This window comes from Chryseobacterium sp. NRRL B-14798, assembly GCF_050470705.1.
Classification (GTDB): domain Bacteria; phylum Bacteroidota; class Bacteroidia; order Flavobacteriales; family Weeksellaceae; genus Chryseobacterium; species Chryseobacterium cupriresistens.
Map to the genome: position 1 here is coordinate 258,035 of NZ_JBFLUL010000005.1, position 25,181 is coordinate 283,215.

Sequence of the window (25,181 nt, forward strand, 5' to 3'; positions counted from 1 at the left end):
ACAAATGAAAAAGATTTTATTTTCGGTGCTTATCCTGATATTCGGGATACACTACTCACAGACTTATTACAGTCAGGATTTTAATACTGCAGGACTCAACGGATGGGTGAGTACTGATATTGACGGAGATGGGAAACAATGGACTAATATGAATGTTTCTAGTGTAAATGCAGGCTTTGGAAGCGGATCATTGACTTCCTTTTCTTATGTTAATGGAACCGGAGCACTTACGCCAAACAATCTGATCACTTCCCCGCTTATTAACTTAAGTACTGTTACTGCTTCTAATGCATATCTGGTCTATAATTTGGCAACATATTCTAATGATCCAAACGAAAAGTATTCAGTATATGTTACAACAACCAACGCTTCAGGAGCTATTACTGCTTCCACACCTGTGTATACAGAAACTGTGGCTGCAGGTGGCTTTCAAAACAGAGTGATCAATGTGAGTTCCTTTATTGGGCAGCAAGTTTATATTTCTTTCAGACATTATGATTGTACAGATCAGTATTACCTCATTTTGGATAATATCCAAGTCAAAAGTCTTGCAGATTATGATGTAGCTCTTACAAATTTATCTTTAAGTCGATATGGAGTGACCAATACGGATTATTTTATCAAAGCAACTGTAAAAAATAATGGGGCACAAAGTGTTAATAATGTCACCCTTAACTGGAATGATGGCACAGACCATTCTGCTGTAATACCCTTAGCGGCGCCTTTAGCTATTGGGCAGGAAAAAGAAATTACGCATTCAAATGCCGTAAACTATTCTACAGTCGTAAATAAAAATATTATTGTATCTGTTACCGGAGTCAACGGAGCAGCGGATGCTACTCCTGCAGACAATACATTGTCCACCCAATTTATAAGTGTAAGCCAGAATTCGCCTAAAAAAGTAGTGATTGAAGAAGGTACGGGAACATGGTGTGGTTATTGCCCTAGAGGGGCGGTTGCAATGCATAATGCTGAAAATAGTTTTCCTAATGATTTTATAGGAATTGCAGTACATAATAATGATCCTATGACTTTGGCTGAATATAATACAGGAGCAAACTTTAATAGCTTTCCAGGAATGAATGTGGACAGAAGTCTTCTGAGACAGAGTGTTAGTTCTGATTTCTCTGAGTTTATTAATGCAAGGAAATCATTGATTGTTCCTGTTGCACTAAATGCAACATCTTCCCTGGCAGGAAGAATTTTAACATTCAATGCATCTGCTGTTTTCAGAACCAACTTTACAAATGCTAACTTCAGATTCGTTGCTGTGGTTATAGAAGATGAAGTAAAAGGTACTACTTCGGGCTATAACCAGGCAAATTACTATGCTGGGAGCACTACATCTATGGGTGGATATGAAAGTAAACCCAACCCGGTGCCTGCTGCGGATATGGTTTATGATCATGTGGGCAGAATGCTGTTGGGAGGATATGCCGGGCAGGCAGGATCTATACCTTCCACCCTAACTGACGGTCAGGTTGTAAACTATACATTTACAGCAGATATTCCAACTGCATATAACCTGGATAAAATAAAAGTTGCTTTGCTTTTATTGGATGGTACAACCGGCGAAATTGTTAATGCAGCAGGGCCATTTGCCATAAACACAACATTAGGGGTTCATGCTGCTGAAAAGACAAACAATGAACATATGTTATATCCTAACCCCGCAAAAGACTATTTCAAAATTGACGGAAAAGGAAAGGCAGACATTAAAATTTTTGATGTCAGTGGAAGAACAATTCTTGAAAAAGAAAATGCAGAGCCTAATACTCCGATTTCTGTACACAACTTTGTAAAAGGAACTTATCTGGTTTCTATTAAAGAAAAAGATGCGGAACCGGTTATTAAAAAGTTAATTATTAAGTAATTTCTCACAATCCGGGAAGCTGTAGCGCGGCTTCCTGGTTTTATAAATTTAAAAATTATGAAAAATATTAATTACTACATGATATTTCTGTCTTTTCTTATCTCTTTTTATGGGAAAGCGCAGCTTAGTCTAGCAAGAGAAGATGAGACACCAATAAATGACGGAAGTGTTATTACTTATAACACTGTAGATGAAAATCTGGCAACCTTACACTATAAAATTAAAAATAACTCTGCTGTTCCGATTAATGTTCGTGCAAAAGTTATGAATATTATCAATGCTGACGGAAGTAGTTTTCAATTCTGTTACCAGAATACATGTCTGCCATTTATAATTTTAGGAGCAGTTTATCCCGGAAATTCCAAACCGGCAATCAATATTCCTGCAAATTCTGAAGTTTCAAGTGGGTATACTATGTGGAATGCAGATACAGGTTCCGGAACATTCCCAATTGACTATATAATAAAATATTATCTGGTGGATGATTTTAATAATGAATACGGAATGCCAGTAACATTTACTTACAGATATAATCCTAATGCAACATTAGCAGTACATGATATGGCAAAAGGTAAGTTGTCTTTTGCTGAAATTGATGCAACCCGCGTTAAGAATGTGATTAGTGTAATTTCCAAAGAAGATATATCCTATGTCTTATATACCGCTGACGGGCGAACTGCGTTGGCTGGAAACTTTAAGAATGGAAAAAATGTTATAGATGTTTCTCATCTGCAGCAGGGAAATTATATTGTTTTTTTTAAGAACAGACGAGGAGAAGCTGCGTCAAAAAAAATAGTAAAAGAATAATTAATTACTACAATAAACGAATGTTGTTTTTATTGACAAAAGACTATCTCAATTGAGATGGTCTTTTGCTGTTTTTAGAATGAAATATTTTCCTTTTTAAAGTGATAAATCATATTAATTTTATTATTACAAAGTGTAAACAAGTAAAAATTGCACTTAATAATCTTATATTTAAACTTACATTTAACAAGATCAGGATATGAATAGGTGGATTAAAAATTTACTCATAGGTTTCGGAGTTCTGGCAGGAATTATTCTTGCCGCGAATTTCGGTTTAAATATTTGGCTTAAAACCCAGCTTCCGGAATATATAAAAAAGAATACTGACTATCAGGTTTCCTACAAAACCCTAGATGTGGATTTAGGAACCGGAAATATTTTTGCTACTGGAATTTCAGTTAATAGTAAAGATCCGCAAAATACAGACGTTATTGGTTTGCAGGGAACTATTGATACCTTGAAAATAAGCCGTTTCGGAATTTATGATGCTGTTTTTAATAAAAGAATCAGCTCGTCAGACCTTTTGCTGGCTAAACCTAATTTGAATGTCATTCTTGCTAAACCTGTCGACCGCAAAACCGGAAAGAAAAGAAATCCGGTTTCATTTGAAAATATAAGAATTAACGATGGTAAAATTGCTGTTTTCAGGCATACAAAGCAGAAATTTCTATCTGTACAACAACTGGATCTGTTTGTAGAAAATTTACAGATGACAGAAGAATCTGTAGAAAATAAACTACCCGTCGTTTTTGACAAATACAGCATCAAAGGAGAAAAATTCTTTCTTCGTCCTGATGATACGTATGCGGTTACCATCAGTAGTATCAATACAAGTAACGGGCAGATGGCTGTTGAGAATTTCAGATTGACTCCGCTGCTCTCCTTTGCTCAGTTTAAAAATTTTTATCCTAAAAAGGCTCGATTATTTGAATTTGCAGTTCCCAAAATGGATTTTACGGATGTTATTTTAAACAAAAATAAAGTTTCACTTACGAATGCAGAATTCCGGAATCCTGTTCTGACAGTCTATAATACAGGAGTAAAGACTAAGAAAGCTGAAAAAAAATCAAATTTTGAAGTTGATTTAAAAAATATAAAGCTGGATAATGCCATAGTAAAGATCACAAAACCGGATGGAAATAATCTTCTGTCAGTAGGGAATCTTAGTGTAAATATCAATCAGCTGATGTTTAATAAAGAAACTTCTGAACAGGTTATTCCGATAGGTTACAAAGATTTTACCATTGCCGGAAAGGATATTGAATACTCCAATGCTCAGAATATTACAATGCGAAGTCTTGCGCTGAAGCCTGCAAACGGTGAAATCAGGGATGTCGTACTGACACCAGGGCATCCTGCAGAGAGAAAAGCAACAGTAGTGTTAAAAACAGATCATATTGCTTTTAATATCAATAAACTGGAATTCATTGACAAAAAGCTGAATGTTGATATCAAGGATCTTCTTGTAGAAAATGTAAACGGAACCTTTAAAGCAGGTGAAAAACCAGCCAGTAAATCTCCTGAGCCTGGTATTATTAAATCACTTATTATAAGAAAAACATCTTTAAAAAATTCAAACATTACTTATGATAAAGGAAAACAGCCCTTGACTTTCCACGATCTTAATGCAACGGTAAATAATATTGAATTATCACCTAAACCCAATCAGCCGGGAATGTCCTTCAAAGTGAAAGATTATTATATTACCACCAGAAACCTCGCTTATAAAACTCAGTTTTACAACATGAGCCTTGGGCTTCTTAAGCTGAATAAAAATAAGGTGCAGATTAACAATTTTGCCATGAAACCTCTCGTTTCAAGAGCGCAGTTTATCAAAATGATACCTGTTGAGAGAGATCTCTATGATATAAAAGCCGGACAAATTACCGCAGAAGGAGAATGGGATCTGTTTTCTCATAATAAAATGATACATGCTTCACAGGTAGGCATTGAGTCTGCAAATGCCAATATTTTCAGAAGTAAAATTCCTAAGAACGATCCAAAAATAAAAGCATTATATTCTAAAATGCTGCGTTCCATTAAGATTCCGATGACCATTCATAACCTGGATCTGAAAAACTCTGTCCTAGTCTACGAAGAAGATACTCCCGAAAGTATGGGACCGGGAAAATTGGCCTTTAGCAACTTTAATATGAACGTTAAAAACCTGAATTCAGCTAAAATTAAAGGAAAATCAACAAAAGTAGATATTAACATCAATTGTTCTTTCATGAACCTGTCACCACTTTCTGTCAACTGGAACTTTGATGTTGCAGATCATAATGATAGATTTGCAATTTCCGGAAAAACAACCGATCTTCCGGCAAATGGAATCAATCCTTTCATCAGGCCTTACCTTCATGTGACAGCTACTGCAGGAACTATTCAGGAAATGCTTTTTAATTTCAAAGGAAATCCTGCGGGATTGCACGGAACCTTTAATCTTAAACATAAAGACTTAAAAATTGCCGTATTAAATAAGAATAATCATGAGAAGAAAGGTTTTCTGACTGCTGTTGCCAATGTTTTTCTGAGATCGGATTCAGGGCGCTTTCCGGAAGCCGTTACTGTAGAAAATGTGGAACGTGACCCCACAAAGTCTTTCTTTAATCTCTTCTGGAGAGGAATAGAGCAGGGATTGAAGAAAACCCTGATTGGTAAAAATGTTGAAAAAACAGAAAAGAAAGTCAAAGAAGCAGTTTCTTCTGTAAAGGATATGAAACAATCGGTAAAAGAAATAAAACAGGAAATAAAAAATAAAAAAGAAACTCCCAGTGCGGAAGGAGAGAAAAAAGAAAAGAAAGGCTTCCTGAATAATGTGTTCAGAAAAAAGGGAAAAACTGAAGAATAATTCTTTAAACCATTAAGACAGATCCTTTGGCTGCCAGTCATAACCACTGTACAGTTTTTAATTGAAAACAACCTTAATGGTTTAAAAAATTAATATGTGATTGAGTTGTTAAAAATTGAATTCATCACTTTCCTGAATAGGGATATCTCTTAAAAACTTATCAAATTCTTCACCTGGATAATTGCTGTCTGCACCATAGGAATCTATAATCATCCCACGATTTCCTGCATTGTCCTTCACTACATACAGTACGGCGTTATCATCAGGATTGCTGTCTCCCTCGAAGCGATAAGTTTTTAAAATGACCAGTTCAGAGGGTTGATACACTTTCTCAGAATTTTCAAACTTCATTTCACATTTTTCGTTCATTCTGAACTCTCTGTGTATTCCTCGTTCAGAAAGCGTTTTCATCACTTGGCTCAAGGTTGTCATTCTGTCAATGTTTTCTGGATTTTCCATAATAATATTTTTATTTTTAAGTACAATAATTAAACCATTGCTATCTTAAATATAAGAAAAATAGCAGATTGTAATTTTCCTAAAAATAAAGTTGAATGTTAACAAAATTTATAATTAAAAAAAATAAAATAGGTATGCTTTTTGCAATGGTATCAATAATAAATCAGAGAAAATATGAAAAAAGAAGTTGGAGTTTTACTGGCAGGAGGAGTTGGTCTTTTGGCAGTATTGAGTTTAATAAGCATTAAAAAAATTTTGACTAAAAAAGATAAAAAATATAGTGATTCCTATTCGGACTATCACAGACACTTTGATGAAAAAAATAATGATGATGAAACTCATGGAGTAGAATTATTCGCGCTGAAGTAGTAAAAAAATATATTTAATTATGTTTAAATCCAACGCTTTTGAAAGTGTTGGATTTTTTTGTGGAAAACTTTAATGTTAAAACTCATTATTTTATAAAAATTCCATTCTAATTTTACACCGGAATGCAAAACGAAAATTTCATAAAAGGTCAGGGAGCTCAGCGAAACGTTGTCAATCGTTTCGACAGGTATACCTATGAACCAGAAGATGAAGATTTCGAAACCGTAAAGACTTCTTTTACGGAAGTATTTCCCAAAAGCATTGTCAATCAGGTTAAAAGTGAAGACCTTCCAATGGAATATTCGATGAATCCTTATCAGGGATGCGAACATGGCTGTTCTTACTGCTTTGCAAGGCCAACCCACGAATACTGGGGTTATAGTGCCGGGGTTGATTTTGAAAGAAAAATCATGGTAAAGAAAAATGCCCCTGAGTTGCTGGAGAAATTTTTTCAGAAAAGAGGATACAAAGCTGCCCCGATTCTATTGTCCGGAAACACCGACTGCTATCAGCCGGCGGAAAGACAATTTGAAATTACCAGAAAATTACTGCAGGTATGTCTTGATTACAGACATCCTGTCAATATTCTGACAAAAAATGCGCTTGTGTTAAGAGATCTTGATATTTTAAAACCTATGGCAGAACAAAAACTGGTGTCAGTTTCTCTAAGCATTCCAACCATCAACGAAGAATTGAGACGAAAGATGGAGCCGAGAACGAGTTCTGCAAAAAATAAATTAAAAGCAGTGGAAATCCTTTCCCAAAACAATATTCCCGTACATGTTATGGTAGCGCCCATTATCCCGGGACTCAATAGTGATGAACCTTTAAATATATTGAAAGCCATTTCGGATGCCGGTGCTTTAGGTTTCGGATATACTTTGGTACGCTTAAATGATACCGTAGAACCTGTTTTTGTTAACTGGATTGAAGCTCATTTTCCGGACAGGGCACAAAAAGTTCTAAATCTCATCAGATCCATGCGGGGTGGAAAACTTGGAGATAAAAGATATTTTGAAAGACAAAAAGGAGAGGGAAATATTGCAGAAATGATTCATACCACCTTTAAGATCGGCAGAAAGAAGTTTTTTGAAGGCAAAGAATTTCCAAAGCTTTCAACATCCAACTTCACGGGAACCCGCGACCAGCAGCTTAGATTGTTTGATTAAGCTTATCTTATATATAGTATAATCTTGTTGTCATTTCTTCAAACACTCCAACTCTCCAATTTTCTCAGGAGCTATTTCCTGCTATCCATTCATACTCCTCGCGCCCACGCACTCCAACGCTGTCACCCTGAGCGAAGCCGAAGAGCCCCCACACCTAAAACCCGCCACCCTCCAACCCAAGCTGCGGGGTAACCATTACTATCAGGGCTAGGGTAGGAGTCGTTAATGATAATAAATGATAAATGATAAATGATGAATGATGAGGTTCGGGTTATTGTGTTTCGAGTTTCGGGTTTTTAGGTAGAAAAGGAATATTGGTTTTAATTTTCATATTGCTGATTTCTATGGAAACTGGTTATTGAGTATCAATCTCTATTCCCCTTGTGTTATTCCTCAGGAATCCCAACTTCTTTACGAGAGTCTTAAAAGAAGCAAAATGCCAATATAATGTCTAAGGCCTTTTAGCCGTTAGTATTAGCCATGTCATACTGAGCTGAGTCGAAGCATTTTAATTAATTACGGGTATAGGAGCTAAACCTTATTACTCTATATAATATATAAATATACTCTTTAGCATTTCCATCCTTCCCATTCTATATATAATATATACCTTATTTTTTTGATCTTCCTCACCCCAAACCCCGCATCCCGCACCCCGAATCTCAAATTCCCTCTTCTCACACACAGATCTCCCCTCAAACACTCAAACTCTCCCACACTCTCACCCCGATTCTCCAAACAAATGTTTAAAATTTTTCTCCCTGCCTTCCAGTCCTTTAGGAACAAATATCACCGTAATGTAAAATTTATGTTAAATAAACTTGTTTTGCGTTGCAGGAAGTTACTATCTTTGCCCCACTGAAAACGAGAGTAGAACAGTAGCGCAGGAGCGCCTTTAGATAGGCAGAAACGATATTACTTCAAAAAAGAAACAGACGAAAAAAAAACTTTAAAACTTTTTGTAAAAAAAGTTGTCAGTTTAAAAAGAGTTTGTATCTTTGCAGTCCCAATTAGAGGGAGCGCAGGAGTATAGAGATTGAGGTTTTGAGAAGGGTTAAGGTTACTTAAAAAACTTTAAAATTTTCTTCAAAAACATTTGGTCATTAAAAAATAAAGTTTTACTTTTGCACTCGCAAATACGGAGCGACACTGACAGAGAGATTGCTTCGTTGAAAAGCGGAAGATATAAAGATCATTGACATACAATATAACAACCAAGTAAGGAAAAACTAAAGCGTTAAAAACTTTGAGTGAGTCAGACAAACATACAATGGAGAGTTTGATCCTGGCTCAGGATGAACGCTAGCGGGAGGCCTAACACATGCAAGCCGAGCGGTAGAGATCTTTCGGGATCTTGAGAGCGGCGTACGGGTGCGGAACACGTGTGCAACCTGCCTTTATCTGGGGGATAGCCTTTCGAAAGGAAGATTAATACCCCATAATATACTGAATGGCATCATTCGGTATTGAAAACTCCGGTGGATAGAGATGGGCACGCGCAAGATTAGATAGTTGGTGAGGTAACGGCTCACCAAGTCTGCGATCTTTAGGGGGCCTGAGAGGGTGATCCCCCACACTGGTACTGAGACACGGACCAGACTCCTACGGGAGGCAGCAGTGAGGAATATTGGACAATGGGTGAGAGCCTGATCCAGCCATCCCGCGTGAAGGACGACGGCCCTATGGGTTGTAAACTTCTTTTGTATAGGGATAAACCTACCCTCGTGAGGGTAGCTGAAGGTACTATACGAATAAGCACCGGCTAACTCCGTGCCAGCAGCCGCGGTAATACGGAGGGTGCAAGCGTTATCCGGATTTATTGGGTTTAAAGGGTCCGTAGGCGGATCTGTAAGTCAGTGGTGAAATCTCACAGCTTAACTGTGAAACTGCCATTGATACTGCAGGTCTTGAGTGTTGTTGAAGTAGCTGGAATAAGTAGTGTAGCGGTGAAATGCATAGATATTACTTAGAACACCAATTGCGAAGGCAGGTTACTAAGCAACAACTGACGCTGATGGACGAAAGCGTGGGGAGCGAACAGGATTAGATACCCTGGTAGTCCACGCCGTAAACGATGCTAACTCGTTTTTGGAATGTAAGTTTCAGAGACTAAGCGAAAGTGATAAGTTAGCCACCTGGGGAGTACGAACGCAAGTTTGAAACTCAAAGGAATTGACGGGGGCCCGCACAAGCGGTGGATTATGTGGTTTAATTCGATGATACGCGAGGAACCTTACCAAGGCTTAAATGGGAAATGACAGGTTTAGAAATAGACTTTTCTTCGGACATTTTTCAAGGTGCTGCATGGTTGTCGTCAGCTCGTGCCGTGAGGTGTTAGGTTAAGTCCTGCAACGAGCGCAACCCCTGTCACTAGTTGCCATCATTAAGTTGGGGACTCTAGTGAGACTGCCTACGCAAGTAGAGAGGAAGGTGGGGATGACGTCAAATCATCACGGCCCTTACGCCTTGGGCCACACACGTAATACAATGGCCGGTACAGAGGGCAGCTACACTGCGAAGTGATGCAAATCTCGAAAGCCGGTCTCAGTTCGGATTGGAGTCTGCAACTCGACTCTATGAAGCTGGAATCGCTAGTAATCGCGCATCAGCCATGGCGCGGTGAATACGTTCCCGGGCCTTGTACACACCGCCCGTCAAGCCATGGAAGTCTGGGGTACCTGAAGTCGGTGACCGTAACAGGAGCTGCCTAGGGTAAAACAGGTAACTAGGGCTAAGTCGTAACAAGGTAGCCGTACCGGAAGGTGCGGCTGGAACATCTCATTTTAGAGCGTCTTAGGACGTTAAACAAAATTAGTATCGTAAGATACATCATACTTACTTAAAGCATAGCTTTAGTTTTTTGTTTGGTTGATTTATATTAAAAATACAAAACCCACTAGAAATTAGTAAAGGGATAGAGAGACAAGAGATTAAAAAAATTGAAATTTGATGTTCGAGATTTGAAGTTAAGAATATCAAATATCAAATAATGCATCTCAAATCTAACAGAGTCTCGTAGCTCAGCTGGTTAGAGCGCTACACTGATAATGTAGAGGTCGGCAGTTCGAGCCTGCCCGAGACTACTAATTGAAAGACAGGAAGAGATCAGCTATTAGACATCAGACATTTAGGTCTGAGATCTGGAATCTGATATCTAAAGTCTACTAGAGGGGAATTAGCTCAGCTGGCTAGAGCGCCTGCCTTGCACGCAGGAGGTCAAGGGTTCGACTCCCTTATTCTCCACCATCATAGATGGTTTAGTTTTAAAAAAGCAAATAGAGCCAAAAACAATATTTGCGAATTAAATCAGAAATAGATTTAAGATCATTGACATTAACGGTAAAGACATCACAAAGAGAAAACCGAGCGCATAAAGCGCTTGAGTAACCAATAGGAAAGAAATCGTTAAGGGCGTATGGCGGATGCCTAGGCTTTCAGAGGCGACGAAGGACGTGGTAAGCTGCGAAAAGCTGCGGGGATTGGCACACACGAATTGATCCGCAGATATCCGAATGGGGCAACCCGGCATATTGAAGATATGTCACCTCGCAAGAGGAGCAAACCCGGAGAACTGAAACATCTAAGTACCCGGAGGAAAAGAAATCGAAGAGATTCCGTAAGTAGTGGCGAGCGAAAGCGGATTAGCCCAAAAGTCTTTATATATTTAGAAGAATGTTCTGGAAAGAACAGCCATAGACGGTGATAGCCCGGTATTCGAAAGGTATATAGAGATGATAAATGAGTAGGGCGGGACACGTGAAATCCTGTCTGAATATGGGGGGACCATCCTCCAAGGCTAAATACTCCTGAAAGACCGATAGTGAACAAGTACTGTGAAGGAAAGGTGAAAAGCACTTCGAATAGAAGGGTGAAATAGAACCTGAAACCGTACGCCTACAAGCGGTCGGAGCAGCGTAATGCTGTGACGGCGTGCCTTTTGCATAATGAGCCTACGAGTTAATTTTACTAGCGAGGTTAAGGTATTAAGTACCGGAGCCGGAGCGAAAGCGAGTCTGAATAGGGCGCATAGTTAGTAGGATTAGACGCGAAACCTTGTGATCTACCCATGGGCAGGTTGAAGCTCTGGTAACACAGAGTGGAGGACCGAACCGGTTGACGTTGAAAAGTCTTCGGATGACCTGTGGGTAGGGGTGAAAGGCCAATCAAACTGGGAGATAGCTCGTACTCTCCGAAATGCATTTAGGTGCAGCGTCGTATATAAGTTTATTAGAGGTAGAGCTACTGATTGGATGCGGGGGTTTCATCGCCTACCAATTCCTGACAAACTCCGAATGCTAATAAATGTTCTACGGCAGTGAGGGCATGGGTGCTAAGGTCCATGTCCGAGAGGGAAAGAACCCAGACCAACAGCTAAGGTCCCCAAATATATGTTAAGTTGAAACAACGCGGTTGGACTGCATTGACAGCTAGGATGTTGGCTTGGAAGCAGCCATTCATTTAAAGAGTGCGTAACAGCTCACTAGTCGAGCGGTCCGGCATGGATAATAATCGGGCATAAACATATTACCGAAGCTATGGATTTATATTTTAGATATATCTGGTAGGAGAGCATTCTATTTGCGCCGAAGCAGTACTGTGAGGTATTGTGGAGCGGATAGAAAAGAAAATGTAGGCATAAGTAACGATAAAGCAGGCGAGAAACCTGCTCACCGAAAGACCAAGGCTTCCTCAGCCATGCTAATCAGCTGAGGGTTAGTCGGGACCTAACGCGAACCCGAAAGGGGTAGTGGATGGACAATGGGTTAATATTCCCATACTTGCTCACAATAAAAGGGGACGGTTGGATGTAGCTGCTGGAGACTGACGGAATAGTCAAGGCCTAGCCTTCGGGCGAAGCTGCTGTAGTGTAATCTGATCCAAGAAAAGCCGAAGTGAAGCAACCCGTACCAAAACCGACACAGGTGGTCGAGGAGAGAATCCTAAGGTGCTCGAGTGAGTCGTGGCTAAGGAACTAGGCAAAATAGTCTCGTAACTTCGGAAGAAGAGACGCCATCAGCAATGGTGGCCGCAGTGAAGAGGCCCAGGCGACTGTTTATCAAAAACACAGGACTCTGCTAAATCGAAAGATGCTGTATAGGGTCTGACACCTGCCCGGTGCTGGAAGGTTAAGGAAGGTGCTTAGCGTAAGCGAAGGCATTAACTGAAGCCCCAGTAAACGGCGGCCGTAACTATAACGGTCCTAAGGTAGCGAAATTCCTTGTCGGGTAAGTTCCGACCTGCACGAATGGTGTAACGATCTGGGCACTGTCTCAGCCACGAGCTCGGTGAAATTGTAGTATCGGTGAAGATGCCGATTACCCGCAATGGGACGAAAAGACCCTGTGAACCTTTACTATAACTTCGTATTGACTTTGAGTAAGTAATGTGTAGGATAGGTGGGAGGCTTTGAAGCAGGCACGCTAGTGTTTGTGGAGCCGACGTTGAAATACCACCCTTTACTTACTTGGAGCCTAACTTCTTTCAGAAGGACATTGCGTGGTGGGTAGTTTGACTGGGGTGGTCGCCTCCAAAAGAGTAACGGAGGCTTTCAAAGGTACCCTCAGCACGCTTGGTAACCGTGCGTAGAGTGTAATGGCATAAGGGTGCTTGACTGTGAGACCAACAAGTCGATCAGGTGCGAAAGCAGGACATAGTGATCCGGTGGTTCCGTATGGAAGGGCCATCGCTCATAGGATAAAAGGTACTCCGGGGATAACAGGCTAGTCTCCCCCAAGAGCTCACATCGACGGGGAGGTTCGGCACCTCGATGTCGGCTCGTCACATCCTGGGGCTGGAGAAGGTCCCAAGGGTTGGGCTGTTCGCCCATTAAAGTGGCACGCGAGCTGGGTTCAGAACGTCGTGAGACAGTTCGGTCTCTATCTATTGCGGGCGTTAGATGTTTGAGAGGGCTTGATTCTAGTACGAGAGGACCGAATTGAACAAACCTCTGGTGTATCAGTTGTACCGCCAGGTGCACCGCTGAGTAGCTACGTTTGGAAGAGATAAGCACTGAAAGCATATAAGTGCGAAACTCGCCTCAAGATGAGACATCTTTTAAGGGTCGTTGTAGATGACGACGTTGATAGGCTATAGGTGTAAAGACAGTAATGTCATAGCCAAGTAGTACTAATTACCCGTAGATTTATAGCCTATGGTTGCTATATGAAATTATAATATAATAAATGACAAGTTCTTTATGCGCAGCGAAGGTTTTGTCTTTGTGAAAGTTTTTATCGCTTAAAACGCAATAAGCTTAAGGCTTCAGGCCTAATGCTTAAAGCTATATACCTTCTTTAGGGTGGTTTTAGCGGTGGGGCTCACCTGTTCCCATTCCGAACACAGAAGTTAAGCCCACCAGCGCCGATGGTACTGCTAACGCGGGAGAGTAGGCCGCCGCCAGTTTTTATTTTATTTTTAAAAAATCCTTTATCATTGTGATAAAGGATTTTTTTGTTTTATACCCAAGCTAAGCTTATAAGCAATAAGCAATGAATAATAATTGATAAACGATACATCAATCAACTATCATTGATCAACTATCACTTATCACCTATCATTGATCACTTATGCTGGACAGCATACACTCCAATTGTCACTCCGTAGGAGTCTCAACAAAGTATCATCAAACAATTTTACAGTATCAAACCGTCTGAGTTAAAAAAATCATAAAGACTCTAATAAAGGAGGCTGGATTCCTGCGGAATGACACAGTAGGAAAGAAGCAGACCAAATAAAAAGAAAGACGCCAGTTGAACCATAGCACAATTGGAAAGGGATGTATGACACTATTGAAAGATCATTACCCCGGTTCAGCCTAAAATTATTCATTGTTACGGCTGTTCATTCTTTGCTTTCACTTACTATCGTTTATTCTAACTATTTGTCACTCCGTAGGAGTCTCATCAAAGCATTAGCTCATAACTTAAGTATTACTTCCTTCTTTCCTTTTTAATGTTTTAAACTCTAATAAAAGAGCTTGGATTCCTGCGGAATGACACAGTAGGAAAGAAGCGACACAAATGAAGGAGAAAGACGCCGTTGGAACTCTCTACCTTTTGAAGCTTTAAACTCTATAAAAAGAGTCTGGATTCCTACGAAATGGCACAGTGGAAAGAAGCAGCACAAATGAAATAGAAAGACGCTATTTACAAGAAAAGTTTTATCTGTTTAGTCTGCTATTTGTAGGATAGAAATCATTTTCCTCTTTTTAAGCTCATAAATTGCTTATCGCAAACAAAATCTGGGCTTATCATTATAAATAGGTCTGCGTGGCTGAAATCTGCTTTATTTTAATCCAAAAGAAATAAAAAACCGCTTCTCTGCAGAAACGGTTCTTATTGATGACATTTTGATTTTTTATCTTACATATCACTGTTCGTGTCCGGGCATTTGAAGTCATCGCTGCAGGTTGCACAAACAATGGTTCCGTTGCAGTAATACATACAGAAATCTGTTTCCGGAAGATTAGCTCCACCTGAAATGTTCTTTAATTGGTTCTTTTGTAGTTTTTTTAGGTTTTTCATATAGTTTTAATTAAAAATTTGTTGTTAAAGTAAAAATAATTAAAATATTTTTAATTATACAATGTGTGGTATATTTAAAAATTAAATTTAATATAGCTTTCTATATTCTTTTACGGTTTAAGACTTTTTTAGTTTTTAATTGACTAATTATTAATATAATAAATAGTAATTTTAAGCTAGCGTTACCCGAAAAGCTTATAGAGTAGGAATACCAAAAACCAATAACTATGAAAAATTTTAAAAAACTTTCAAGAGAAGACAGAAAATGTATTGTTGCGGGAGAAAATTTCCCGGCGTATTGTTTTGAAGGAGGCGGACCGGGAGAAGGAGGATGTTCTGCCGGAGAAATCTGTTCAAATGGAAAATGTGTCCCTTATGTTGGGGGTCCCGGAGGAGGACAAAATCCTGGAGGTGGCGGCGATACTTATACCTGTATCTGTCCATGGGGAACTTTTACACAACCCACTCCTTGCCCCGAATTTTATTGTATAACGGGATAAAAATAAGTAAAATGAATATGTAAATAATAACGGCTGCCTCTATAGAGACAGCCGTTTCTTTTATTTTTTAATCAATCCCAGTTCGATCAATCTTTCATGCAGGAATTCTCCGGCGGTAGTATCTTCGTATAATTTAGGATTGTTTTCATCTACACAGTTCTCAAGTGCATTTAAAGACATGGCACTGATTGGATGCATAAAGAAAGGAATTGAATATCTTGAAGTGCTCCACATTTCTCTTGGTGGGTTTACCACTCTGTGGATGGTAGATTTCAATTTGTTGTTGGTATGTCTTGAAAGCATGTCACCAACATTGATCATCAATTCATCCGGTTCTGCAATGGCATCAATCCATTCTCCGTTGTGATTTTGAACCTGAAGACCTTTTCCTTGTGCTCCCATTAAAAGAGTGATAAGGTTGATGTCTCCGTGAGCAGCTGCTCTTACCGCATCATCCGGTTCTTCAGTGATTGGCGGATAGTGAATCGGTCTTAAAATAGAATTTCCTTCTGCGATCTTGTCATCAAAATAAAATTCATCTAAACCAAGGTGTAATGCTAAAGCTCTTAACACATACTGTCCTGTTTTCTCAAGCATCTGGAATGCTTCTTTACCAACTTCGTTGAATCTTGGAAGTTCTTCAACGATTACGTTGTCCGGATACTCAGTTCTGTATTTTGAATCATCAGACAGATACTGTCCAAAGTGCCAAAATTCTTTTAAGTCTCCTTTTTTGAAACCTTTTGCAGTTTCTTTACCGAATCCTACATAACCTCTCTGGCCACCAATTCCTGGAATCTCATACTTTTGTTTCGTTTCCACTGGCTGTTCAAAAAAGTTTTTTACCTCTCCATACAAATCATCCACTAGGTTGTCATCAAGAAAGTGGCCTTTTAAGGCTACAAAACCAATTTCTTCATAAGCTTTTCCGATTTCATTTACAAATTTCTGTTTGCGTTCCGGGTTGCCCGAAAGGAAATCACGCAGGTCTACACTAGGTATTTTATCCATTTTTAGAAATTTACGAACAGCAAAATTACATTTTTTTTAAATTAAATGATTTTAAAATCATTATTTATAAGTTAAATTTGCTGTATGAAAAAATATTCTTCTAAGAGAAGTATCCAAATACTTGCACATCTTCTTCAGCAGTACGGAATTGCAGATATCGTAATTTCTCCGGGGTCGAGAAATGCTCCTTTGGCCATCCATTTTTCAGAGGTAGATAGTTTCAACTGTTACAGCATTGTAGACGAAAGAAGTGCTGCTTTTGTTGCAATGGGAATGGCGAAAAGTGAGAAAAAACCAGTAGCTGTTACGTGTACCAGCGGATCTGCGGTAGTTAATTATTATCCTGCGGTTACGGAAGCATTTTATCAGAATGTGCCCCTTTTGGTACTTACTGCAGACAGGCCGACAGATTTTGTTGATATATTCGATGGGCAAACGATCAGGCAGAAGGATGTTTTTCATCAGCATTCCTATGGTGATTTCCAGCTTTTGGAAGACAGTAAGGAGAATGTAGAAGATATTAATTTCGATATCATTAAAAAAGCTATCGAACTTTGCTTTGAGAAGCAAGGTCCGGTACATATTAATATTCCTCTGGAAGAACCTTTGTATGAGCTGGTTTCAGAGCTTCCTACTTTTCCTACGGTAGAAAAGACAATTAAGCATAAAGAGTATGAAATTCCGTCCAATCTGATTGCAGAATGGCATACTTCACAAAGAATTATGCTGTTGGTGGGAACAAGAGACTACAGTCCGGAACTGGAAAACCAGCTGACTCAGTTGGTGAAAAACCATTCTGTTGTGGTACTGAGTGAAGCCAATTCAAACCTGCATCATGAAAAATTCTTCAAACATATAGACCGTTATATTTTCAATTTTACAGAAGAGGATTACAAAACATATGCTCCTGACCTGTTGATTACAGTTGGGCAGAATGTGGTTTCCAAAAAAGTAAAACAATTCCTCAGAAGTGCCCGTCCTAAACAACATTGGCATCTGGATGAAGTGTGGCAGCCTGATACTTATTTCTCACTCACAGAAAAGATCGAGGTAAAACCTGAGGTTTTCTTCTCAAAACTGCTGAAATTTATCAATCTGGAACCAAGGCCTTATTATAACCTTTGGGACGTCTTAAGGGATAAAAAAGATGCTAAACACGAACAGTTTTTAAATACAATTGATTTCTCAGATTTTTATTTCTTCAATAAAGCGTCACAAACAATTCCTGAGAATTATAATATTCATTTCAGTAACTCCTCGGGGATCAGATATGCGCAGCTGTTTGATTTTGGGAAGAGAAAAATGTACTGTAACAGAGGAACAAGTGGTATTGACGGATCCACTTCTACGGCAATGGGATTTGCCATTAAAAATGAAAACCCAACTTTATTGATTACAGGAGACCTGAGTTTTTTCTATGATATCAATGGTCTTTGGAACCAATATATTCCACCGTTTGTAAGAATTATGATCTTCAATAATGGTGAAGGCAATATCTTTAAAATCATTCCGGGACCTGGAAATGCCAACCCGAATACATTAGACGAATTTATTGCCACAAAACACCGCAAGAATGCCGAGTCTTTGGCGAAACATTTTGGCTTCTCCTACATTCGGGTAGAGGATGAGCTTACCCTGGACAGAGTTCTTGAGAATTTTTTCAAACCTGATGCGCAGCCAAAAATCCTGGAAGTAAATACTCACGGGAAGAACAGCGCAGATGTACTGAAATCGTATTTTGAATTTATGAAATAAATTTAAAGGTCAAGATATTCTTCACTCCCCGGCAGATTGATAATTCTATCGATAGGATAGATAAACATATCATCAAAATCATTCAATGCATTAATGATCTGGAAATGGGTGAATTGCTTTATATTCTGTAAAGTGATCTCCGTTTCTTTGATCTTTTTATGCTTTAAAAGATGTTGTCTCTGCACCCCGTTCAACAGGTAAGTAGAAGGGGTAAACCAGTCTTTTCCTTTTAAAAATAAAATGTTGGAGAAAGAGGTCTCAGTGATATGATTATTTTTAACAATGATAATTTCTTCTGCTTTTGCTTTCATCTTCATTTTATCAAGCTCTTTGCGGTCTTCAAACTTGAATGAATAATCAAAGCTGTTGTTTTCCACCAGCTGAAAGTCCTGTATTTCGGGAATCGCATAAGGAATCATCTGTGTTCTGATCTTTTTATCAAGGTCATAAGCAATTCTCAGCTTGAAAAGACCATCTTCATCATGCTGCAGATTTTTATAGATCTTGGCCAGATCAATAGAGTCTTCTTTCCCGAAATGGGAAAATGTTTGGTTGACACGTTTCTGATGTAGATCCAATAGAAAAACCTCCTGATCTTCTACTTTAATGCTTTCAATGAATTGGGACATAGATTTTATTTTTCATTTCCTGATATTCGTCTTCTAATTTGCTCATGTGCGTTATACCGCCTCCGCTTTTGAAATACAATTGATCTTCTTCTTTTTCAATAAAGCGTATCATTACACAGCTGTCTACATTTTGGCCGTCAAACCAACCACAGATTCCCGTGTAATATCCTCTGTCGTACCCTTCCGCATCCAGAATAATTTCCAGTGTTTTAGGTTTGGGAGCTCCTAAAATAGAGCCTGCGGGAAGCAGTTTCTTCATAATACTTCCTACTTTTCCCTCATATTCAGGTTTTATCATCCCTGAAATTTCGGAACTCATTGCATACAGATCCTTCTGCCGGGTTTTGATAAAATCAATCTGTTGGAACTGATCCACCTTTACATCGTCAGCTACCATGCTTAGATCATTCCGGAGGAGATCTACAACCGTGTAATGTTCTGCCTTCTCCTTTTTATCATTTTTAAGAATTTCTGCTGCATTTTCAATAGATGCATCAATGGTTCCTTTCATGGGATAGGTGAAAATTTTTCCGTCAATGATCTTTACAAAAGTTTCCGGAGAAAAAAATACAAAAAAATCTTTATAAAAAACTTTGTATTTCGCATTTGAATGATAAAAAATTTCTTCCAGGGTTAAATTAGTCTCAATACGTGTTTTTCTAGTGTAGTTTACTAAGTAAGAGTTTCCCAAAAGAATATTTTTCTGAACTTTATCAAAGCCGGCCTGAAAGCTCTCCAATGTTTCAGGAAAGGATTTCCAAACTACTTTTTTATTCAGCGCATGAGTTTCTTTTGAGGTTGAAAATTCTTGAAAATCAACAATTAAACCCTGTTTTTCAATTTCATTTTCCTGATAGATTTCAACATTCTCCGAGAGAAAGTCGATGATGAAAAAATAGGGAACTTTCCGAAGGGAAAGTTCGTCCATTTCCATAAATTTTTGATGATTCACTGAAAACATTCTGCAAAAGTACTTATTGATGTTTACTTTTGCATAAATTTTTTATGATGCAGAACAAATATCCTCAGAAACCGGGAATAGATTTTATATTGAAGCAGGCTTTTTTTTATTGGAATAAAACACTCGTTTTTCAGTTGATGTTTTCCATTTTTTACTTTGGAATTTTCCTCACAGTATTTTTCGCCGCAGATCTCAAATATAATATTTTGAGCCAGTACATGGAAACTAGCAAGTATCTTAAGGATGGTATGCAGGCCTATGCTGCACAATATACTAAAATGGTTTCTACTCCGGAATTTCAGAATTTTTCTCTGATGATTGTGGGAACTATGATTTTTCTTTATCCTCTCAATATTGGGTTTTATCAGATTTACAGAAAAATTGATCTTAAAGAAAAGCTGGAACTGGGAGATTTACTGGTGGGATATAATGGACTTAACTTTTTTAAGTACATAGGATATTATATTTTCTGGTTTTTCATTTATATCAATGCTGCCCAGACTATTATTCTTGGAATTGTTTGGGTGATAGCAACTGTATTTGTTGCTCCGTTGATGTTTTTTACCAATAAAAGAATCTTTGAATCCATTTCCCTAAATTTTAAAGCACTCAGAATGTATTTTCTGGAAATAACGGTATGTGTAATCGTTGCCTTTCTATTTAAGTACTTGGGCTTTGCCTTATTTTTTATTGGAGGATTATTTACTTTTCCTTTTTGGAATGCAATGATTTACTCATTGTATAAAACAGTTTTTTCAGAGAAAAGTTAAAATTCATTCGTGTTTAATGGGATTTTTTACTAAAAAAAAGTAAATTTGGTAAAATCATTAAATATTTAAACTATGTCTGAATTTAACGAATTTGATCAGCAGGGCTCTGTACCCAACAGAGAAACGGGATCAATTATTTCTCATGCTTTTGAAATGTACAAAGGCGTTTTCGGTTACGGAATTGTAGCTATGATCATCTACCTGATCGGAGGCTCTGTTATTCAAATGCTTACCGGGTTTGACTCTGCTTCTATGGTGGAAGAAATGAAATCAGGAGGAGATTTTAATTACTGGAGTGCTCCGGGACTACCTTTATATATGGGAGCATCCAGCCTTTTCGGCCTTTTATTATCTCCCTTGTATGTAGGATTGATCTATATGGTCAATAAATACAATACCAAAAGTCCGATTGAATTTTCTGATCTTTTTATCGGATACCGCCAGAATTTTGTAAACATTTTGATTTATAGTCTTCTTGCGTGGATAATTTCTTCCATTGCTTTGGCATTATGCGTTCTGCCTATCATTTTTGTATATCCTTTCCTTTTAATAGGATATCCGATTCTGTTATTTGAAAATGCTTCGGCTACAGAGGCTTTATCAAAGTCGTTCAATATTGCTAAAGAAAATTATGGAACTTTCTTATTAACTGGATTTTTAGGATTTTTGATTTCTATTGCAGGAATTATTCTTTGTGGAATAGGGATTATCCTGACTGCTCCGTTTATTATGATTGTAATGTACTCTACGTATTGCGCTTTCTTAGGAAAACCAAGACAGATTATGTACAGCAAATAAAATATAAAATACATGATGAATAAGGACAAACAAATAAGCAGTGTTGCGATAAAGCAGATGTCGTTACTGGCCATCATTCTGGTATTGACCGGATTGATCTGCTTTAATCTGGCATTGTTTATTCCCTCGGTTCTGGGAGCGATTACCATTTATGTGGTCTGCAGAAAGTATAATTTTTATCTGCAGGAAGAAAAGAAATGGAAACCGTCACTGGCTGCTTTTGCATTGATGTTTGCAAGTCTTATTGTTCTTATTCTTCCGATCTATTTTATTGCCGATCTGATTATTGATAAACTGGGAAATGCACAGGCTTATATGGCCAAGTTCAATGTTTTCCTGGATAAAATACATGCTTATATTTTCTCAAAAACAGGGTTTGATATTCTGAGCAAAGAAAATATGGCAAAACTGAAAGATAATGTAGGAAAATTTTCTACTTCTGCAGTCAGCGGGACATTCAATACGCTTACAGTTGTGATGTCCATGTATTTTATTCTCTATTTTATGTTGGAAAGACCGAGGCTCTTTGAAAAGATTCTGACTTCTTCCGCTCCGCTGAAGAGAGCAAATATCTCTTTGATCGGCGATAAAATGAGAAAATTAATCATGGCAAATGCTATCGGAATTCCGGTTGTAGCGGTAGGGCAGGGGGTTGTAGCTCTCATCGGTTATCTGATTTTTGGTGCACCGGGAGCAGCATTGCTTTTTGCATTAACGGCTGCCGCTTCTGTAATTCCTGTGGTAGGAACGGCTATTATCTACGTTCCGGTGTGTATTTTTATGATTGCTGAAGGTAATACCGGACAAGGAATTGGTTTAGCGATCTACTGCCTTGTGGTGGTAGGACTTACTGATAATCTTCTACGTTTTACCCTTTTAAAGAAACTGGAAAATATTCACCCATTGAATACCGTATTCGGAATCATCATGGGAATGAATCTGTTTGGGTTTATGGGGTTGATTTTCGGACCTATTCTGATCTCATTGACACTTCTTCTGGTACAGGTATACAGAAACGAATTTTCGGATGAAGATACTCCTCCGGATCTTGAACTGCCTGCTCAGGATGATATTAAAGAACAATTAATTTAATTATATAAAAGTGGAAGGACTTAATCCCGAAATATTAAAAGAAATCTGTGTCATGAAAATGCCTTTCGGTAAATATGAAGGAACGGTTCTGGTGGATCTTCCCATCAGCTATCTGGAATGGTTTAATAAAAACGGAATGCCAAAAGGAAAATTGGGAATGCAGCTTTCAACGGTTTACGAAATCAAGTTAAACGGATTGATGGATCTTTTGACTCCTATCAGGGCAGCAGTAAGGAATGGATTATAAAAAAATTAAAAAATACCCATTTTAGTATATAGTTTCGGCGGCATCGAAGATGCCGCCGAAATTATTTTATCATTAATCCTTTTACGCTTTCAATGCTGAAATTTCATCTCTCAGCTTGGCAGCTTTAATAAAGTCGAGATTTTTTGCTGCCGCTTCCATTTCTTTTTGTTTCTGGGCAATCATTTTCTCGATATCTTCGGTAGCGTAGGTTGCCTTTGTTTCGGCAACTTTCTGAAGGATTTCTTTTTGTGTATATTTTTCATCAGGGAAGTCTTTGCTTCTTCCTACGAGATTTTCGGATATCTTTTTATTTAATGCTTTTGGCTTCAGACCGTGCTCTTCATTGTACTGCATTTGCTTGGCACGGCGGTATTCGGTTTCATCCAGGGTAGCCTGCATAGATTTTGTGATTTTGTCTGCATACATGATTGCTTTTCCGTTCACGTTTCTTGCGGCACGCCCTACGGTCTGGATCATTGATCTTCTGCTTCTCAGCATTCCTTCTTTATCAGCATCCAGAATGGCAACCAGAGAAACTTCAGGTAAATCCAGACCTTCTCTTAATAAGTTAACCCCAATCAATACATCAAAAAGCCCTAAACGAAGATCCTGCATAATCTGAATACGCTCCAGGGTCTCTACATCTGAGTGAATATATCTCGTTCTGATTCCGAATTTGGTGAAGTACTTGGTAAGTTCTTCCGCCATTTTCTTGGTTAAAGTAGTCACCAGTACTCTTTCATCCGCATCGGCTCTTTTCTGGATTTCTTCCATCAGATCATCAATCTGGTTCAGTGAAGGTCTTACTTCGATAATCGGATCTAAAAGCCCTGTAGGACGGATAATCTGTTCTATATAAGTGCCTCCCGTTTTTTCCAGTTCATAATCTGCAGGTGTAGCAGAAACATAAATAACCTGATTCTGAATAGCTTCAAATTCTTCAAACTTTAAAGGTCTGTTGTCCATTGCTGCCGGAAGTCTGAAACCGTATTCCACCAATGCTTCTTTTCTGCTTCGGTCTCCTCCGTACATGGCATGAACCTGTGGAACGGTAACGTGGCTTTCGTCGATAACCATTAAAAAGTCTTTAGGGAAATAATCAATCAGGCAGAAGGGTCTCGTTCCCGGAAGACGGCCGTCAAGATACCTTGAATAGTTCTCAATTCCTGAGCAATAGCCCAGTTCTTTAATCATTTCAAGATCCAGTTCTGTTCTTTCCTGAAGGCGTTTTGCTTCTAAAGGCTTCCCGACAGAGCTAAAGAAATCAACCTGTTTTACCATGTCATCCTGAATCTCTTTAATGGCGCCATTTAAGGTCTCCTTCGATGTTACAAAAAGATTGGCAGGATAAATCTGGATCTGATCAAAATTATCCTCTACATTTCCAGTAACAGGATCGAAACTTTGAATCTTTTCAATTTCATCTCCAAAAAACTGAATTCTGATTGCATTATCAGTATATGCAGGGAAAACATCAATGACGTCCCCTTTTACACGAAATGTTCCTCTCTGGAATTCATTCAGTGTTCTGGCATACAGTGCATTAACTAGCGAATGGAGAAGTGCAGTTCTTGTCACTTTCTCACCAATGGCGATAGAAATCAAAGATTTATGAAATTCCGTAGGGTTTCCGATACCATAAATACATGAAACAGAAGCTACAATCAAAACGTCTCTCCTTCCCGAAAGAAGGCTGGCAGTTGCAGAAAGACGTAGTTTTTCTACCTCTTCATTGATGCTCAGGTCTTTTTCAATATAAGTTCCTGTGGTAGCAATATAGGCCTCGGGCTGGTAGTAATCATAGTAGCTGACAAAGTATTCCACTGCGTTTTCGGGAAAAAATTCTTTAAACTCCATGAAGAGCTGTGCAGCAAGCGTTTTATTGTGTGCCAGTACCAGAGTTGGACGTTGTACTTTTTGTATAACATTCGCAACAGTAAAGGTTTTTCCGGAACCTGTTACCCCCAGAAGCGTTTGATATTTTTCACCGATCTCTATTCCTTCAGTAAGTTTTTCAATTGCCTGAGGCTGGTCTCCGGTAGGTTTATATTCTGAGTGAAGCTTAAAATCCATAGAAAAGAATGTATACAACAAAAATACGAAAGAAATTATTAGGCTGTATAATGTTTTGAAGGTGAATATTTTGATAATAAAATTTTAACTTATCAAACCTTAATTTTTGATTTTTTGAAGTTGTCTGATTAAGAAAAATTGAAAGCGCTAAAAGTAGCGCTTTATTGTTAGGGTCGGTTAAAAGTCATCGTTGCGGAAACTTTCAATACTGAAGCAATGGCTTTTCCATCTTTCACTGCAGGTATCCATACTGTTTCATTACTGATTTCAGTGACTGTTTTTAAAAGTTCCCGG

Annotated in this window: 17 protein-coding genes, 2 tRNA genes and 3 rRNA genes; 16 read left to right on the forward strand and 6 right to left on the reverse strand. The window is 38.5% G+C overall.

Annotation, left to right across the window (positions count from 1 at the left end; all coding sequences use genetic code 11):
• Positions 1 to 4 precede the first annotated feature (4 nt).
• The 3 genes from AB1278_RS01640 (at position 5) to AB1278_RS01650 (ending at position 5,531) form a co-directional block, all read left to right on the forward strand.
• A complete protein-coding gene (locus AB1278_RS01640) occupies positions 5 to 1,873 on the forward strand; it encodes a T9SS-dependent choice-of-anchor J family protein (RefSeq protein ID WP_202842350.1) in 1,869 nt (622 codons plus the stop codon).
• 57 nt (positions 1,874 to 1,930) lie between these two features.
• Positions 1,931 to 2,680, forward strand: a complete 750-nt coding sequence (locus AB1278_RS01645; protein ID WP_429812008.1) for a T9SS type A sorting domain-containing protein — start codon at positions 1,931 to 1,933, stop codon at positions 2,678 to 2,680.
• Between the two features lie 199 nt (positions 2,681 to 2,879).
• Positions 2,880 to 5,531, forward strand: a complete 2,652-nt coding sequence (locus AB1278_RS01650) for a hypothetical protein (RefSeq protein ID WP_429812011.1) — start codon at positions 2,880 to 2,882, stop codon at positions 5,529 to 5,531.
• A gap of 108 nt (positions 5,532 to 5,639) precedes the next feature.
• Here the strand turns inward: AB1278_RS01650 and AB1278_RS01655 are convergent, their stop codons facing one another.
• On the reverse strand, positions 5,640 to 5,990 hold the full coding sequence (locus AB1278_RS01655) for a hypothetical protein (RefSeq protein ID WP_110011835.1): 351 nt from the start codon (positions 5,988 to 5,990) through the stop codon (positions 5,640 to 5,642).
• 174 nt (positions 5,991 to 6,164) lie between these two features.
• Here AB1278_RS01655 and AB1278_RS01660 point away from each other — a divergent pair, with 174 nt between their 5' ends.
• From AB1278_RS01660 to rrf, 7 genes are all read left to right on the forward strand, one after another.
• Positions 6,165 to 6,359 (forward strand): hypothetical protein, encoded by a 195-nt coding sequence (locus tag AB1278_RS01660; protein ID WP_047426218.1) that lies wholly within the window; start codon positions 6,165 to 6,167, stop codon positions 6,357 to 6,359.
• A gap of 122 nt (positions 6,360 to 6,481) precedes the next feature.
• Complete coding sequence (locus AB1278_RS01665) at positions 6,482 to 7,528, forward strand: PA0069 family radical SAM protein (protein ID WP_343644076.1); 1,047 nt, start codon at positions 6,482 to 6,484, stop codon at positions 7,526 to 7,528.
• A 1,267-nt stretch (positions 7,529 to 8,795) separates the two neighbouring features.
• Positions 8,796 to 10,312: ribosomal RNA gene (locus tag AB1278_RS01670) — 16S ribosomal RNA — on the forward strand.
• Positions 10,313 to 10,537: 225 nt separating this feature from the next.
• Positions 10,538 to 10,611: transfer RNA gene (locus tag AB1278_RS01675), tRNA-Ile, on the forward strand.
• Between the two features lie 86 nt (positions 10,612 to 10,697).
• Positions 10,698 to 10,774: transfer RNA gene (locus tag AB1278_RS01680), tRNA-Ala, on the forward strand.
• A 149-nt stretch (positions 10,775 to 10,923) separates the two neighbouring features.
• Positions 10,924 to 13,678: ribosomal RNA gene (locus AB1278_RS01685) — 23S ribosomal RNA — on the forward strand.
• 144 nt (positions 13,679 to 13,822) lie between these two features.
• Positions 13,823 to 13,930 (forward strand): 5S ribosomal RNA (gene rrf, locus AB1278_RS01690).
• Together the 16S, 23S and 5S rRNA genes with 2 tRNA genes alongside form the textbook arrangement of a ribosomal RNA operon.
• A 959-nt stretch (positions 13,931 to 14,889) precedes the next feature.
• On the opposite strand, the gene AB1278_RS01695 is transcribed toward rrf, so the two are convergent.
• A complete protein-coding gene (locus AB1278_RS01695) occupies positions 14,890 to 15,051 on the reverse strand; it encodes a bacteriocin-like protein (RefSeq protein ID WP_202840965.1) in 162 nt (53 codons plus the stop codon).
• Positions 15,052 to 15,278: 227 nt separating this feature from the next.
• Here AB1278_RS01695 and AB1278_RS01700 point away from each other — a divergent pair, with 227 nt between their 5' ends.
• On the forward strand, positions 15,279 to 15,551 hold the full coding sequence (locus AB1278_RS01700) for a hypothetical protein (RefSeq protein ID WP_202840963.1): 273 nt from the start codon (positions 15,279 to 15,281) through the stop codon (positions 15,549 to 15,551).
• A 60-nt stretch (positions 15,552 to 15,611) separates the two neighbouring features.
• Here AB1278_RS01700 and AB1278_RS01705 read toward each other — a convergent pair whose 3' ends face one another.
• A complete protein-coding gene (locus AB1278_RS01705) occupies positions 15,612 to 16,562 on the reverse strand; it encodes an isopenicillin N synthase family dioxygenase (RefSeq protein ID WP_202840961.1) in 951 nt (316 codons plus the stop codon).
• Positions 16,563 to 16,646: 84 nt separating this feature from the next.
• Between AB1278_RS01705 and menD the strand changes: the two genes are divergently transcribed.
• Positions 16,647 to 18,317 (forward strand): 2-succinyl-5-enolpyruvyl-6-hydroxy-3-cyclohexene-1-carboxylic-acid synthase, encoded by a 1,671-nt coding sequence (menD, locus tag AB1278_RS01710; RefSeq protein WP_429812015.1) that lies wholly within the window; start codon positions 16,647 to 16,649, stop codon positions 18,315 to 18,317.
• A gap of 2 nt (positions 18,318 to 18,319) precedes the next feature.
• Here menD and AB1278_RS01715 read toward each other — a convergent pair whose 3' ends face one another.
• Together AB1278_RS01715 and AB1278_RS01720 are read right to left on the reverse strand one after the other, a co-directional pair.
• Positions 18,320 to 18,946 (reverse strand): aminotransferase class IV, encoded by a 627-nt coding sequence (locus tag AB1278_RS01715; protein ID WP_343643320.1) that lies wholly within the window; start codon positions 18,944 to 18,946, stop codon positions 18,320 to 18,322.
• Positions 18,930 to 19,907 (reverse strand): aminodeoxychorismate synthase component I, encoded by a 978-nt coding sequence (locus AB1278_RS01720; protein WP_202840956.1) that lies wholly within the window; start codon positions 19,905 to 19,907, stop codon positions 18,930 to 18,932. The genes AB1278_RS01715 and AB1278_RS01720 overlap by 17 nt, the downstream gene beginning before the upstream one ends.
• A 218-nt stretch (positions 19,908 to 20,125) precedes the next feature.
• Here AB1278_RS01720 and AB1278_RS01725 point away from each other — a divergent pair, with 218 nt between their 5' ends.
• From AB1278_RS01725 to AB1278_RS01740, 4 genes are all read left to right on the forward strand, one after another.
• Positions 20,126 to 20,677 (forward strand): hypothetical protein, encoded by a 552-nt coding sequence (locus AB1278_RS01725; RefSeq protein WP_238349638.1) that lies wholly within the window; start codon positions 20,126 to 20,128, stop codon positions 20,675 to 20,677.
• A gap of 72 nt (positions 20,678 to 20,749) precedes the next feature.
• Positions 20,750 to 21,475 (forward strand): beta-carotene 15,15'-monooxygenase, encoded by a 726-nt coding sequence (locus tag AB1278_RS01730; RefSeq protein ID WP_110011750.1) that lies wholly within the window; start codon positions 20,750 to 20,752, stop codon positions 21,473 to 21,475.
• A gap of 12 nt (positions 21,476 to 21,487) precedes the next feature.
• Complete coding sequence (locus tag AB1278_RS01735; RefSeq protein ID WP_202840953.1) at positions 21,488 to 22,567, forward strand: AI-2E family transporter; 1,080 nt, start codon at positions 21,488 to 21,490, stop codon at positions 22,565 to 22,567.
• A 10-nt stretch (positions 22,568 to 22,577) separates the two neighbouring features.
• Positions 22,578 to 22,814 (forward strand): DUF3820 family protein, encoded by a 237-nt coding sequence (locus AB1278_RS01740; protein ID WP_110011748.1) that lies wholly within the window; start codon positions 22,578 to 22,580, stop codon positions 22,812 to 22,814.
• A gap of 81 nt (positions 22,815 to 22,895) precedes the next feature.
• Here AB1278_RS01740 and uvrB read toward each other — a convergent pair whose 3' ends face one another.
• The gene (gene uvrB, locus AB1278_RS01745; protein WP_202840951.1) at positions 22,896 to 24,887 is read right to left on the reverse strand and encodes an excinuclease ABC subunit UvrB; all 1,992 of its coding nucleotides are present in this window, start codon (positions 24,885 to 24,887) and stop codon (positions 22,896 to 22,898) included.
• Between the last annotated feature and the right edge of the window lie 294 nt (positions 24,888 to 25,181).

Excerpts from the sequence above, each read along its gene's own strand:
- AB1278_RS01640 (WP_202842350.1), top strand. The coding sequence starts at position 5 with ATGAAAAAGATTTTATTTTCGGTGCTTATCCTGATATTCGGGATACAC.
- AB1278_RS01645 (WP_429812008.1), top strand. The coding sequence starts at position 1,931 with ATGAAAAATATTAATTACTACATGATATTTCTGTCTTTTCTTATCTCT.
- AB1278_RS01650 (WP_429812011.1), top strand. The coding sequence starts at position 2,880 with ATGAATAGGTGGATTAAAAATTTACTCATAGGTTTCGGAGTTCTGGCA.
- AB1278_RS01655 (WP_110011835.1), bottom strand. The coding sequence starts at position 5,990 with ATGGAAAATCCAGAAAACATTGACAGAATGACAACCTTGAGCCAAGTG.
- AB1278_RS01660 (WP_047426218.1), top strand. The coding sequence starts at position 6,165 with ATGAAAAAAGAAGTTGGAGTTTTACTGGCAGGAGGAGTTGGTCTTTTG.
- AB1278_RS01665 (WP_343644076.1), top strand. The coding sequence starts at position 6,482 with ATGCAAAACGAAAATTTCATAAAAGGTCAGGGAGCTCAGCGAAACGTT.
- AB1278_RS01695 (WP_202840965.1), bottom strand. The coding sequence starts at position 15,051 with ATGAAAAACCTAAAAAAACTACAAAAGAACCAATTAAAGAACATTTCA.
- AB1278_RS01700 (WP_202840963.1), top strand. The coding sequence starts at position 15,279 with ATGAAAAATTTTAAAAAACTTTCAAGAGAAGACAGAAAATGTATTGTT.
- AB1278_RS01705 (WP_202840961.1), bottom strand. The coding sequence starts at position 16,562 with ATGGATAAAATACCTAGTGTAGACCTGCGTGATTTCCTTTCGGGCAAC.
- menD (WP_429812015.1), top strand. The coding sequence starts at position 16,647 with ATGAAAAAATATTCTTCTAAGAGAAGTATCCAAATACTTGCACATCTT.
- AB1278_RS01715 (WP_343643320.1), bottom strand. The coding sequence starts at position 18,946 with ATGTCCCAATTCATTGAAAGCATTAAAGTAGAAGATCAGGAGGTTTTT.
- AB1278_RS01720 (WP_202840956.1), bottom strand. The coding sequence starts at position 19,907 with ATGTTTTCAGTGAATCATCAAAAATTTATGGAAATGGACGAACTTTCC.
- AB1278_RS01725 (WP_238349638.1), top strand. The coding sequence starts at position 20,126 with ATGGAAACTAGCAAGTATCTTAAGGATGGTATGCAGGCCTATGCTGCA.
- AB1278_RS01730 (WP_110011750.1), top strand. The coding sequence starts at position 20,750 with ATGTCTGAATTTAACGAATTTGATCAGCAGGGCTCTGTACCCAACAGA.
- AB1278_RS01735 (WP_202840953.1), top strand. The coding sequence starts at position 21,488 with ATGATGAATAAGGACAAACAAATAAGCAGTGTTGCGATAAAGCAGATG.
- uvrB (WP_202840951.1), bottom strand. The coding sequence starts at position 24,887 with ATGGATTTTAAGCTTCACTCAGAATATAAACCTACCGGAGACCAGCCT.